The 12,714-nt window shown below is 59.9% G+C and carries 9 protein-coding genes; 7 read left to right on the top strand and 2 right to left on the bottom strand.

The genetic code is table 11. The features are described 5' to 3' along the window. Nucleotides 1-143: 143 nt before the first annotated feature. From FHT79_RS19195 to FHT79_RS19220, 6 genes are read left to right on the top strand one after another with little or no spacing between them, the layout of a single operon-like run. Nucleotides 144-650 (top strand): acyltransferase, encoded by a 507-nt coding sequence (locus FHT79_RS19195; RefSeq protein ID WP_029733099.1) that lies wholly within the window; start codon nt 144-146, stop codon nt 648-650. Further along, nucleotides 647-1,684: a Gfo/Idh/MocA family oxidoreductase gene (locus FHT79_RS19200; protein WP_029733100.1), complete on the top strand. Its 1,038-nt coding sequence runs from the start codon at nt 647-649 to the stop codon at nt 1,682-1,684. The genes FHT79_RS19195 and FHT79_RS19200 overlap by 4 nt, the downstream gene beginning before the upstream one ends. Continuing rightward, the gene (locus FHT79_RS19205; protein WP_029868054.1) at nt 1,681-2,784 is read left to right on the top strand and encodes a DegT/DnrJ/EryC1/StrS family aminotransferase; all 1,104 of its coding nucleotides are present in this window, start codon (nt 1,681-1,683) and stop codon (nt 2,782-2,784) included. The genes FHT79_RS19200 and FHT79_RS19205 overlap by 4 nt, the downstream gene beginning before the upstream one ends. Then, nucleotides 2,774-3,493 (top strand): acyltransferase, encoded by a 720-nt coding sequence (locus tag FHT79_RS19210; protein ID WP_097545104.1) that lies wholly within the window; start codon nt 2,774-2,776, stop codon nt 3,491-3,493. The genes FHT79_RS19205 and FHT79_RS19210 overlap by 11 nt, the downstream gene beginning before the upstream one ends. Further along, complete coding sequence (locus tag FHT79_RS19215; RefSeq protein ID WP_029868052.1) at nt 3,490-4,461, top strand: NAD-dependent epimerase/dehydratase family protein; 972 nt, start codon at nt 3,490-3,492, stop codon at nt 4,459-4,461. The genes FHT79_RS19210 and FHT79_RS19215 overlap by 4 nt, the downstream gene beginning before the upstream one ends. Beyond that, nucleotides 4,458-5,675: a DegT/DnrJ/EryC1/StrS family aminotransferase gene (locus FHT79_RS19220; RefSeq protein WP_047619769.1), complete on the top strand. Its 1,218-nt coding sequence runs from the start codon at nt 4,458-4,460 to the stop codon at nt 5,673-5,675. The genes FHT79_RS19215 and FHT79_RS19220 overlap by 4 nt, the downstream gene beginning before the upstream one ends. Before the next feature lie 76 nt (nt 5,676-5,751). On the opposite strand, the gene FHT79_RS19225 is transcribed toward FHT79_RS19220, so the two are convergent. Next, the gene (locus tag FHT79_RS19225) at nt 5,752-7,260 is read right to left on the bottom strand and encodes an O-antigen translocase (RefSeq protein ID WP_029868050.1); all 1,509 of its coding nucleotides are present in this window, start codon (nt 7,258-7,260) and stop codon (nt 5,752-5,754) included. Between the two features lie 79 nt (nt 7,261-7,339). Further along, on the bottom strand, nt 7,340-8,650 hold the full coding sequence (locus FHT79_RS19230; protein WP_183903981.1) for a polysaccharide biosynthesis/export family protein: 1,311 nt from the start codon (nt 8,648-8,650) through the stop codon (nt 7,340-7,342). A 564-nt stretch (nt 8,651-9,214) separates the two neighbouring features. Between FHT79_RS19230 and FHT79_RS19235 the strand changes: the two genes are divergently transcribed. Next, on the top strand, nt 9,215-12,714 hold a 3,500-nt coding region (locus FHT79_RS19235), incomplete at its 3' end, for a N,N-dimethylformamidase beta subunit family domain-containing protein (protein ID WP_246714035.1).

Genomic DNA, 12,714 nt, shown 5'->3' on the forward strand with positions numbered 1-12,714 from the left:
TTTCTTTACTCAGATGAAGAAAACAATTCTCTTTGAAGTGAAGAGAAGTATTTGTCCTGTCGGTATGAAAACTTGGGTGCAATCAAGCGATTGTTGTTTCAACTGAGAATCTGGGCTTGTTCAGGAGTAGGGGTTTTGCAGGGATGATTGCATCAAACGTCAAGCTGGGTGACGGCAGCATCATCCACCATCCAGATCTAGTGAATCTATACGGCTGCACGATCGGCGCAGGAACGCGCATCGGCACCTTCGTCGAGATTCAGAAGAACGTCATCGTCGGAAAAGACTGCAAGATCTCCAGCCATTCCTTCCTCTGCGAGGGCGTGACGCTGGAGGACGGCGTGTTCATAGGCCACGGGGTGATGTTTACGAACGACATGTACCCGCGCGCCGTCAATCCGGATGGCAGCCTGCAGACGGAGGCCGATTGGATCCTCATCCCGACGTTGGTCAAGCGCTACGCATCGATCGGCAGCAACGCCACCATTCTGCCTGGCGTGACCATCGGAGAGGCTGCCCAGGTCGGCGCCGGTGCGGTTGTAACAAAGGACGTGCCTGATGGCGCCATTGTCGCGGGCGTTCCAGCCAGGGTGATCGGTCGCGTCAATGACGGGGCAGTCGACATGTATGCGTTGGGAGGAATGAAATGATCGGCATCGCTGTTGTCGGGTATGGGTATTGGGGTCCGAATCTGGTTCGTAACATCTCGGAAGCGGCCGGCGCGCACCTCGTTTCAGTTTGTGATCTGAATGTCGAACGGTTGGCGGCTGTTAAAAGCCGGTATCCAGCAGTAACGATCACCGACAAGTTCGAGGAAGTTCTGCGCGATCCAAAGGTGGACGCAATCGCCATCGCAACGCCGGTCTCGACCCATTTCAAGCTCGCAATGCAGGCCATGATGGCCGGAAAGCATGTCTTCGTCGAAAAGCCGATGGCATCGACGACGGAGGAAGCCGCGCGGATGGTCGAAGAAGCGGCGCGCAGACGCCTCGTGCTGGCCGTGGATCATACCTTCGTCCACACCGGCGCCGTCCGCAAGATGTGCGAACTCGTCGAAAGCGGCTTGGGCGACATGTATTATTACGACTCGGTCCGGGTCAATCTGGGGCTCTTCCAGCACGATGTCAGCGTTATCTGGGACCTCGCGGTGCATGATCTCTCTATCTTGGACCATGTTGTGCAGGAAAGGCCGGTGGCGGTTTCGGCGACGGGCATGAGCCATGTGCTCGGCGAGCCTGAGAACATCGCCTATCTGACGCTCTTCTTCGAAAGCAAGCTGATCGCCCACATCCACGTCAATTGGCTGGCGCCGGTAAAGGTGCGCCGCACCCTGATCGGCGGCAGCAACAAGATGGTCGTCTACGACGATCTGGAGCCCAGCGAAAAGATCAAGGTTTACGACAAGGGCATCACGCTGAACCCAAATTCTCAGGCCTACGGCGAAAAGGTGCATCAGATGATGGTCGGGTACCGCAGCGGCGACATGTGGGCGCCCAAGCTCGATATGACCGAGGCATTGAAACGCGAACTGGATCAGTTCGTCGAGTGCATCGAGCAAAATTCGCGGCCCATTACGGATGGCCAAGCCGGGCTGCGGGTCGTTCGCATCCTTGAAGCCGCAAGCCGGTCGCTCGCCCAGCGCGGTCGTATCATCGAGCTTGAAGAGGCGAGGCGCATTGCATGATCCCGTTCCTCGATCTCAAAGCACAATATCAATCCATCAAGAGCGAAATCGACACCGCCGTGCTCGGTGTCCTGGCCTCGGGGCAATACATATTGGGCGAGGAGGTCGCCCGCCTCGAGCAGGAATTCGCGGACTATTGCAACGTCAAACATGCGATAGCCGTCAACACCGGGACGAGTGCCCTGCATCTGTCGCTTCTCGCGGCAGGCGTCGGCCCCGGCGATGAAGTCATCACCGTGCCATTTACCTTCGTCGCGACCGTATCGGCGATCTGCTACGCAGGTGCACGACCGGTATTCGTCGATGTCGAGCCCGTGACGCTGACGATGGATCCGGCGCAACTCGAGGCTAAGATTACGGCCCGAACCAAGGCCATTATTCCCGTCCATCTCTACGGTCAGATGGCCGATATGGACGCGATCAAAGCGATCGCCGACCACTACCGGATCCCGGTCATCGAGGACGCCTGCCAGGCGCACGGAGCGCAATACAAAGGCGCGCGCGCCGGCAGTATCGGCACATCCGGCTGCTTCAGCTTCTATCCCGGCAAAAATCTCGGCGCTTGCGGCGAGGGGGGTATCGTCGTCACCAACAGCGACGATCAGGCCAAGACGATGCGGATGCTGCGCGACTGGGGTCAGGAACAGCGCTATCACCATCTGCTGAAGGGCTTCAACTACCGCATGGATGCCATTCAAGGTGCGATCCTGCGCATCAAGCTCCGGCATCTCGAAGCCTGGACCGAAGCGCGGCGCGCCCATGGACGCCGCTACTCGTTGCTGCTTGGCGGTTCGGCGAATTTGAGGACTCCTGTCGAAATCTCCGACCGGCGCCACGTCTATCACGTCTATGCTATCAGAAGCCGCGATCGTGACCAGCTTCAGCGCGTATTGAGCGCGGAGGGCATTCAGTCCGGGCTGCACTATCCGATCCCAGTGCATCTGCAGAAGGCCCATGCCGACCTTGGTTACAAGGCCGGCGATTTCCCAAACTCGGAAGCCGCCGCACGGGAGGTCCTCTCGCTGCCGATCTATCCGGAGATGCCGGCGTGGCACGTCGACCAGGTGGCCGCCGCGCTGGAGAACGCCTATGTCAGTTGATCGTGCGGGCGAGGCCCGGATCGTGCAGGCGGTCCACGGCCGTCATGAAAGGCCGGCGGACCCTGCCTATCAGGCCGGGCTGGCCGAAGAACTCAGGCAGTCATACGGGCGCGCCGGCCTGATTGAGCTCTACGGTCGTTTCGCGGCCGGTGACGGTGTCATCGATACTCTGATGCGAAAAGCCATCTGGCAAGCCATCGCGCGGAGCTGTGGCACAGGATTGCAAGTTGCAGGCGGTGCCGGTTTCAAACATCCCGAGACGTTCGACATCGGCAATGGGGTGTTCATCGGGGCTCAGGCCTATATCCAGGGTCGTTTCGACGGCCGGTGCAAGATCGGCGATAATGTCTGGATCGGGCCGATGGCCTATTTCGACGCTCGCGATCTCGTGATCGAGGATTCTGTCGGATGGGGACCTGGCGCCAAGGTGCTTGGCTCGACCCACACGGCACTGCCCTTGGATGTCCCGATCATTCGCACGGATCTTGAAATCAAGCCGGTACGCATCTGCGCAGAGGCCGATATCGGAACGAACGCGACCATTCTTCCCGGCGTGACCATCGGGAAGGGGGCGATCATTGGAGCGGGGGCAGTTGTCGTTTCCGACGTCGAGCCGTTCTCGGTCGCCGCAGGTGTACCTGCGAAATTCATACGTTGGCGTTCGGATAATGATCCGATGACGAACATGTCGCGTGAGGGAAGATCATGAGAGACAAACGGGTGCTCATTACCGGCGGGGCCGGTCTGATCGGCTCGCATATTGCCGATCTTGTCGCATTGGAAAAACCTCGCGAGATCATCGTCCTCGACAATTTCGTGCGCGGGCGCCGGGACAATCTCAGCTCGGCGATAACAAGCGCGCCTGTTAAGATCATCGACGGGGATATCCGCGACAGAGCGCTTCTGGCAAAAGTCTTCGAAGGCGTCGACATCGTCTTTCATCAGGCCGCCATCCGCATCACGCAATGCGCCGAAGAGCCTCGACTGGCTTTCGATGTCCTTGCGGAGGGGACGTTCAACGTTCTCGAAACCGCCGTCAAGGCGGGCGTATCGAAAGTAGTTGCTGCCTCTTCCGCCTCCGTTCTGGGGCTTGCCGAGAGTTTTCCAACGACCGAAGAGCATCATCCGTACAATAACCGGACGATCTACGGCGCGGCGAAAACATTCAACGAGGGGCTGCTGCGTAGTTTTGCGGAGATGTACGGCCTGCGCTATGTCGCGCTCCGTTATTTCAACGTCTATGGGCCGCGCATGGACGTTTACGGCGCCTATACGGAAGTTCTGATCCGTTGGATGGAACGCCTGGTGGCCGGGATGCCGCCCCTCATCTATGGGGATGGTAGCCAGACGATGGACTTCGTCGATGCACGCGACATCGCCCGGGCAAACATTCTGGCCGCGAAAAGCGATGTCACGGACGAAGTGTTCAACGTCGCGAGCGGCAAGGAAATAAGTCTACTGGAACTCGCGAAGATGCTGAGCGACATTATGGGTTCCTCACTCGAACCGCAGCACAAAGAGGCCCGCACGGTCAACGGCGTGACCCGTCGCCTTGCCGATATCAGCAAGGCCGAACGGCTCCTCGGCTTCAAGGCGGAGATCTCCATGGAGCAAGGGCTTCGCGATCTCGTTGCCTGGTGGCAAAAGCAGACAAGCGCAGGGGGGCAGGCTGCATGAGCTCATCTCAATCCATAATTCCTGTTGCCAAACCCGTCCTCGGGGAAGAAGAGGCTGAGGCTGCGCGCCGCGTTATTTTGTCGGGATGGGTGACGCAGGGGCCGGAAGTCGCGGCTTTCGAGCGTGAATTCGCTGCCTTTGTGGGCGCCGCGCATGCTTGCGCCATGTCCAACTGCACGACCGCGTTGCATCTGGCCCTGAAGGCTGTCGGCATATCCACCGGCGATGAAGTCGTCACAGTCAGCCATTCGTTCATCGCAACGGCGAACGCGATTCGATACTGTGATGCAGTGCCGGTCTTCGTCGACATCGAAGCGGATGGTTACAACATCGACCCCAGCCTGATCGAAACAGCAATCACGCCTCGCACCAGGGCAATTCTCTGCGTGCATCAGCTCGGCATGCCTTGCGATCTCCGCGCCATCGTGGAGATCGGCAAGCGCCACTCGATACCGGTTATCGAAGATGCAGCCTGTGCGTCCGGAAGCGAAATCCTGTGGGACGGTCGTTGGGAAAAGATCGGCAAAGCGCATGGCGACATTGCCTGCTTCTCCTTCCACCCCAGGAAGGTCGTCACGACAGGCGATGGCGGCATGTTGACAACGGCCAATCCCGAATATGACCGGAAGTTCCGGCTCTGGCGTCAGCATGGCATGAGCGTCACCGATGCCGTTCGTCACGGCTCCAAACAAGTCATCTTCGAAGACTATGACGAGTTGGGCTACAATTACCGGATGACCGATCTTCAGGCGGCCGTCGGACGCGAGCAATTGCGGCGGCTGCCGGAATTGGTTGCCCAGCGCAGGCTGCTTGCCGAGCAATATTGCGAGCGTCTGTCGACGATTGTCGGGCTTTCGCTGCCGGCCGAGCCGCGCTGGGCTCGCAGCAATTGGCAGAGCTTCTGTGTGAGGTTGCCCGATACGGTCGACCAGCGGGCCGTCATGCAGACCCTGCTCGATCAGGGTATCTCGACTCGGCGTGGTGTGATGAACATTCATCTGGAGGGAGCCTATTCCGGTGAGACCTCCCACCGCGTTGCCACGAGCCTGACGCGAAGCGTATCTGCGCAGCAGCAAACGATAATCCTGCCGCTTTATGCCCAGATGACCGTGTCTGACATGGACCGGGTCGTCGAGGCATTGCGCGCAGCCCTTGCGGAAGCGACCGTCGGAGCCGCCAGCGTGCAACGTGCCATGGATGTCGCTGTCGCCTGAACCCGCATTTGCCTGAGGTAAAAACAATCTGCATAACGAAACAATGCGCGCATCTCCGGATACGCGCATTGTTTCGTTATGCAGATTTCGTGATCCATCCGCGGATGGTTGCGGGCACGGACTCCGGCGGAAGCAGGTCGATCAGCATGCGCAGCGAGTAGAGCCCGCAGAGAGCGACGGCGACGAAGCCAATCACCGTCGCCGGCCATAGCGGCAAAATCGAGAACATCAGGAATACCAGTCCCGATGCGGGCAAGAAAAGCAGCCCGTGTCTGCGATTGGCGGCGGACCAGCGAAAACCGGTCAGCTTCCGCACGATCACATAGATCAGCATGCTGTGCCAGACATAGAGGCCGAAAAACGCCATACCGGCTCCCTGCGTGCCGAGCAGCGATACGAAGAGCCAGGCAAGCCCCACATGCACGACCGCCGCCGCAACCTCCGTCCAGAAGAAAATCGCCTGGGTACGCTTTGCCACGACGATGAAACCCATCGGCCAGGAAATAATCCGCAGCATCATTCCAAGGCAGATCCAGCGCAGAAGATCGACTGCCCCCTGAAATTCCGCCGAATAGAACAGGCTCATCATGAGCGGCGCAAGCGTCAGGGTGGCGAGCAGGCCGGGGCCAGCGAGCAGCATGCTGATTTCCGCCTGTTCATTGACCAGCCGATTGCATTCGGCATTGTTGTCGGCCGCCGCGGTCAGGCGCGGATAAAAATCCGTTCCCATCGCCTGCAGGATGAAGCCGGCATAGAGACCGCCAAGGCCCCAGGCCGCCTGGTACAATCCAGCCGCCATGACACCGCCCTCCTTCAGCACGATGAGGCGGATGGCATAAGCCGCGCCGAAGGTCAGAAGCCCGCTTGCCATGAAGACGAAGCCGAGCCTGAGCAGTGCCGACACTTCCCGACCGAACTGGCGCGTGGGCATTGGCGAGGGATGCGGGCAGATCCGCCGGCTGTACCACCAGGTCGGAAGGATCGAGGCAGCCGCAATGACCACGAGGGACGGTGCGATCGCCTGCAGGCCGAACAGATAGATCAGCGGGATGCTGACAGCTGTGCCGATAAGCCCGGCAAGCACGTTGATACGGGCAAGATCGGCAATGCCGCGCAGGCCCTGGATCAATGCAGTCTGCCCTGCGGAGACCAGTCGAAAGAAGATTGCCAGCGACAGCAATGCAATGCCACCGGCATGCTGGTAGCCGCCGAAAGTGAAATTTGACACCGGGAATGCCAATGCGGCGAGAAGGAGCGCACCAAACAATCCGAGCACCATCGATATGCGTCTCAGCACTGTTGCTGATCGTGCGATCATTTCTGCGTCATCGGTGCCCGCAGCTTCGGCAATCTGGCGCACGCCGCTGCTGCCCACGCCAAGCCCGGCAATCGCCTGCGCGATATCGAGGATCGATCCATAGAGGCCCATCAGTCCCACGCCTTCCGGCCCGAGCAGAACAGCCATGGCTTTGTTTCTGATAATGCTGAGTGCGACATTGACGAGCGAAGAGCCGCCCATCAGCATCGTCGATTTGAGGATCTGGGTGTAGGTCTGGCTGCTGGGTGGGGTCATGCGCAAAGTCATCGGATGCCCATGCCCGTTATCCGGTGCCGGCGTTGAATCGCCCGCCGCAGGGCCGATTGCGGCACATGCCTTTCGCGGATCACCGGCTTACCTGACTGATATTAGCCTCTGTCTGAACAGGCAGCGCAGCGGCGTCTTCGGACGGCGCATCCGTGATACGGGGCTTGGTTACCCTGACCACGTCGCCCGGCGCCAATTCCGTCGTTTCGGATGCCTGGAATTGATTGACTTGTCCCTTGTCCCGCCGGCTCACGATGAAGGTCAGCGGGAGTTCCTCATCGCGGTTATTCACGTTGATGCCGGTCGACAGCTCTCCGAGAAGCAGTTGTTGCGTGGTGTCGCGCTTCAATTTGAGCTGATCGAGAGTGGCCTTTTCCGCCTGCACTTCGGAAGCGACCTCGCTCCGACGAGTGTCGGAAAGTCCCTCGAGATTGCGCGTCGTCTCGTTGATCGCCTGGCGGCCCCGCATGATGGCGGTGACCAGATCGAGCCGGTCGGAGCGATAGTTGGTGAGCAATCGTTCCAGATCCATCTGTCGTGAGGTGATCGTGAGGCCCTTCTGGACAAGCGTCTTCACGCTCGTCAGTTGCTCCTCGACCGACTGGATATTGTCATCCGAGCCTTTCAGCTTTTCTTCCAATGTATCGATTTCCGCATTCAAGAGATTGCGCAATTCGACGAGGGCCACCGACTGCTTGGCGAGCGCGTTTGCACGGGCCTGAAAAATGACCTGCTCCTCCTGATGGATACTCTCGGCATATTGCCGATCGGCAGCGGGCGGCGGATCGAAGACGATCTCTTTCGCGCCGGCCATCTCCGCTTGCAGCCGCGCGAGCTTTGCCGAACTGCGCAGCAGCGAATGGTCGATTTCTCGTAGCTCGCCGGCAAGCTTGATCGTCTCCGTTTGCTGCTGTGCCGCAGCCCGCAACGGGCCGCCGCTCATGGCCAGGGATTGCAGGACGCTGAGGCCGGAGTGAAACTTGTATTCTCCCGGCGCCATCACGTCTCCGACGACGTAAATGGCCGGATAGTCGAGAACGTCGATGGTCACCGCAGGTGTCTGGGCCAAACCCATCTTTGCCTGAAGGCGCTTGCCAATCTCGCTGGTCAGGCTGGCACTGTCCAGATTTCCAACCGGCAGCGACCCCAGAAAGGGGAGGGAGACTTCACCTGCCTCCGAAACCGTATATTCGCCGCCAATCGCATCCCATCGCTCAAACTGCCCCTTGGACGGCATCCATTGGACGACCGTCAGGCGGATTTTCGTTTGTGGAGCCAAAGGGGCGCTATCGGCGAGAGCCGGCGACGCAGCTCCGGCAAGAAAGACCAGTGCACTGATGACAAACGTTGCTCGAAAGAACAGGTGAGGGACGCGGTGCGATAGATTCATGTACATGTCTCGCCTTCAAAACATCCTTCAACGGACGCTGGTCCGATGCCTTAAGCGCTGTTCGAACGCCGGACGCCAAGCCCGAAACCACATCGCTAGTGTGCAGTGTAGCGAAGCCTTGAGGAAGGTGGAGGTCGTTTACTTTCCCTAATCACAATTGATAGGGTGGGGAGGGTGCATAAGCCTAAATCGAGCAGAAACACATATCTTCTGCGCGACACAGAGGCATCGCCTCGAAAAATCAACAGGCCCAGCGGCTTATGCTATCGCACGAACGGTCCGGTGCGTGGCTTCCTGCTTGGGAGGCCAGCATGAGCGCCACCATGCGGCGATGGTGAAGCCACCGCCGCGGCTTCGAGCCTTGCACAGGAAAGGCGAATCTTCGCGATTTCACGCGTCTCATGCATCACTTGGGCGACGCAACACGGCCGTTTGCCCAAAGGATACCGCATGTAGAGCGAAAGGCGTAGGATATACCCTCTCATTTTTCGGCTATAATTCAGGGTCTCGTATCAAACGATCCTCATAGATTCGATCCTGAAAATCACGCGAGAGGTGCCCGCCATGTATCGCAACGCTCGCCGCTGGAGCTCGCGCTCCCTCCTGTTGGATTCGCTGGTTCCCCGATGGTTGGCCGTCGGCGGAGAGGGAAAGCCGCGCAAGCCTGCCGAAAGGCGCGAGGATAGCGCTCAACTTGCGGCATCCGTGCAAACCGCGGATGGAAGCAAGCATGATGGAACGCTTGTCGACAATCCCGACAACAACGTGGAGCTCAATGAGCATGACGTTGGACGGAGAGAGGGCGTGATCGGCGACGCGGACGGTCGAGCTGATATCCCCCGTGCGCAGCCGCCCATGGCCAACACTGTCGCGACAAATCTTGAAACGGGGGGGCCAAGCGCTGATACTGCCGCGTCACGGTTGCCCGCCTACACGCTTGGTTTTGCGCGTTTCGAGCGGGACGCGAACGGAGTTGCATTCGGGACCGCATCGCCCTTTTATCGCAGCTACGCTGGAATGACCTCCATAGGCGACGATCCTCTGGCTCCGTATCTGCCGCAAAGCCCTGCGCCGACGGTTTCCGGGCAGGGTTCTGCTGCGGTGGCGGCTGAGCGTGCGCACTCGGGCAAGGTCGTCATTCTCGAATCGAGCCCGTCAGCGCAGGCGACAGCCCAGCATGCCGGCGCCAATTCGCTGGCATTTGGCATGCCCTTTGGTGTGTGCGGATGCGGCTACTTTACCTCCCCCACGCGGATTCTCGATTGGGCGCATGGCGGCGCCTTGCTTCAACAGGACGGTCAATTGTCGGGAACCAAGCTGACCGAAGGCCCGGATTATGTGGAGACGATCAAACGGGCCATCGGCGCCTCGGTCAGCGATCCGCTTCTCGACCGTGATTTGTCCCCGCTCTCGGGCTGGCGCGGGACCGCAACGTGGACGGATTCGACGATCTTGAACGGATCGTTGCCCGGTGGCGGAGAAATCGGAACGGGCACGTCCACATCCAAGGGTATCGGCATCCTTTCCGGCTCGGTGACAACGCCACCTTCTACACAGCGGTCGGTGGCAACGCAAAATCTGGCGGCCGCGGCGGCGGCGGCCAGCAACGCGATCGTGCTGGAAAACCTGAAGCAGGGTAACCCGGAGAGCGAGTGGGGCATCGACGGTGCCGGTAGCTCCAACATCGAGGGGTTTGCGACCGATATCAGCGTCGACAACGGCAAGACGGTCAGCTTCAAGATCAATACCAATTCCACCAACTACCGGATCGATATCTATCGGCTCGGCTATTATGGCGGCATGGGCGCGCGCAAGGTCGCGACCATGCAGCATACCGGTTTGCAGACGCAGCCCAATCCGTTGCGCAACGCTTCGACCGGCACGGTGGATGCCGGCAACTGGGCAGTCTCGGCGTCGTGGACCGTACCCGATGATGCCGTCTCGGGCGTCTACATCGCCAAGCTCGTGCGACAGGATGGCACCTTTGGCGAAAATCAAATCCCGTTCATCGTGCGGGATGACGACAGCCACAGCGACATCGTCTTCCAGACTGCAGACGAGACATGGCAAGCTTATAACGGCTGGGGTGGCGCTAACTTCTATGGCGGCAATGGTCCGGCGACAGGCCAGGGGGCGGGTCGTGCCTATGCGGTCAGCTACAACAGGCCGATTGCGACCCGCGGCGGGGTCGGCACCTATGCCGGTCCGCAGGACTATCTGTTCGGCGCCGAATATGCAGGCATCTACTGGCTGGAACAGAACGGCTATGACGTCTCCTACCTGTCGGGTGTCGACGTCGACCGTTATGGCAGCCTGTTGCTCAATCACAAAACCTATGTTGATGCCGGGCACGACGAATACTGGTCTGGACAGCAGCGAACCAATGTCGAAGCCGCGCGCGATGCGGGCGTCAACCTGATGTTCTGGAGCGGCAACGAGGTTTATTGGCGGACCCGTTGGGGCAATGCCTACAGCGCCGACGGCACGCCCTATCGCACGCTGATCTCCTATAAGGAGACCTGGTCGCCCACCGCCAGCATCGACCCTTCCAACGAATGGACGGGCACATTCCGGGATCCGCGTCTCAGCCCACCCGCTATCGGCGGCGGAAACCCGGAAAACTCGCTGACCGGACAATTGTTCAAGGTCGACGATGTCGGCAGCAATCTACAGGCGATCACTATTCCCTATGACGACGCCAATCTGCGTTTCTGGCGCAATACCAGCGTCGCCAATCTTCAGCCTGGCCAGACGGCGACGCTCACCAAGAATTATCTCGGTTACGAATGGGACGAAGCTGTAGACAACGGCTTTGATCCGGCCGGCCTCGTGAAGCTGTCGTCGACGACGCTTCCGGTCAGCACCTACTTGCTCGATTACGGAAACACGACCGGCAATGCGACCTCGACCCACAATCTGACGCTCTATCGCGCGCCCAGCGGTGCCTTGGTGTTCGGCGCCGGCACGGTCTACTGGACATGGGGCCTGAGCGACAACCACGATCTCACGGCGACGCCGACGGACCCGCGCGTGCAGCAGGCAATGGTCAACTTGCTTGCCGATATGGGCATTCAGCCCGGGACGCTGCAATCCGGGCTCGTCGCGGCAACCGCTTCGTCGGACAATGTTGCACCGACTTCCATCATCACGGCGCCGTCAACGGCGACCGTTGGCTCCGCAGTCACGATTACAGGTACCGCCACCGATACGGGCGGCGGGGTCATCGCCGGCGTCGAGGTTTCCACGGACAACGGGGCAAGCTGGCATCCGGCGACGGGCGATGAGAACTGGACTTATACCTGGTCGCCGCAGACAGCGGGCACATACACCATCCGATCTCGCGCCGTCGACGATAACATCAACCTGGAAACACCCTCGGCGGGACGCACGGTCACCGTCAGCGGGCCGAGTTACACCTCTCTCTTCGGCGCGGCGACGCCGGCGGTCGTCAACACCAACGATAGCTCAGCCGTTGAACTCGGCGTCAAATTCCAGACCTCCGTGGCAGGCACCGTCACCGGCATTCGTTTCTACAAGGGCGACCTGGATACTGGCACGCATACCGGTTCATTATGGTCGAGCACCGGCACGCGGCTTGCGACCCTCACCTTCACGAATGAGTCGGTCAGCGGTTGGCAGACTGCCTATTTCACCAGCCCGGTGTCACTGACAGTCGGACAAACCTATACGGCGTCTTATCACACGAATAGCGGTCATTATTCCACGACCACCGGCTACTTCACCTCGAACGTAACGAGCGGGTCGCTCACGGCGCCGGCCAGCGGCAACGGCGTCTACCGCTATGGCAGCAACAGCCTATTCCCCACGAGCACGTTCCAGTCGACGAACTATTGGGTCGATGTGATGTTTACCACGCCGAGCTCGAACACGACGCCGACGGCGGTTGCCGATGCGGGGGATGCGACCGAGAAGGGTGGTGTCGCCAATGGTTCGGGCGGTGTGGTTGCCAGCGGCAACGTGCTGACCAACGACACCGATCCGGATGCCGGTGATACCAAGACGGTCACGGCCGTCGTCTTCGGCGCGACATCAGGCACGCTTGG

Source organism: Rhizobium sp. BK212, assembly GCF_014197475.1.
GTDB classification, from domain to species: Bacteria; Pseudomonadota; Alphaproteobacteria; order Rhizobiales; family Rhizobiaceae; genus Rhizobium; species Rhizobium anhuiense.